Source organism: Mycobacterium simiae (assembly GCF_008370645.1).
Taxonomy (GTDB): domain Bacteria; phylum Actinomycetota; class Actinomycetes; order Mycobacteriales; family Mycobacteriaceae; genus Mycobacterium; species Mycobacterium simiae_A.
This window is the reverse complement of the sequence record NZ_VTZN01000446.1, coordinates 1-814: the sequence shown is the minus strand read 5'-3', so window position 1 is coordinate 814 and position 814 is coordinate 1. Positions and strand designations below refer to the sequence as shown.

Genomic DNA, 814 nt, shown 5'->3' with positions numbered 1-814 from the left:
TGATTCTGCAGATGGCGGCGCTGCAGCTCGGCGAAATCGAGCACTTCCCCTTCCTCGACCCGCCGGATCGGCGCAGCATCCGCGACGGTGTGCAGCTGCTACAGGAGCTGGGCGCCTTCGACCAGCACGGCGCGATCACCGACCTCGGGCGTCGGCTGGCGCAGCTGCCCGTCGACCCCCGTGTGGGCCGAATGATCCTTCAGGCCGAGACCGAGGGCTGCGTGCGCGAGGTGCTGGTGCTGGCGGCGGCGCTGACGATCCCCGATCCGCGGGAGCGGCCGACCGACCGCGAAGAAGCCGCCCGCCAGCTGCATGCCCGTTTCGCCGACGAGAACTCAGACTTCGTGGGTTACCTGAACCTCTGGCACTATCTTCGTGAGCAGCGTACGGAATTGTTGGGCAATGCTTTTCGGCGAATGTGCCGTGATGAGTTTTTGCACTATCTGCGCATCCGCGAGTGGCAAGACCTAGTCGGGCAGCTGCGCAGCATTGCCCGCGATCTCGGCATATTGGAGTCCGATGAGCTGGTCGAGCCGGCCCGCGTCCACGCCGCGCTGCTTGCTGGGCTGCTGTCACACGTTGGGATGCGCCGCGAGGATGCGCGCGAATACCTGGGCGCGCGCAACGCGCGTTTCCTGCTTGCGCCCGGCTCGGTGCTCACCAAGCGGCCGCCGCGCTGGGTCGTCGTGGCGGAGCTGGTCGAGACCAGCCGCTTGTATGGGCGGATCGCGGCGCGTATCCAGCCGGAGGTCGTCGAACGAGTCGCAGGCGACCTGGTGCAGCGCACGTACAGCGAACCGCACTGGGACGCCAC

1 protein-coding gene is annotated in these 814 nt (G+C 67.3%); it reads left to right on the top strand.

What is annotated here, in order from left to right:
• A partial coding sequence (locus F0Q45_RS26350) for an oligonucleotide/oligosaccharide-binding fold domain-containing protein (RefSeq protein WP_306439477.1) occupies window positions 1-814 on the top strand: 814 nt, incomplete at both ends.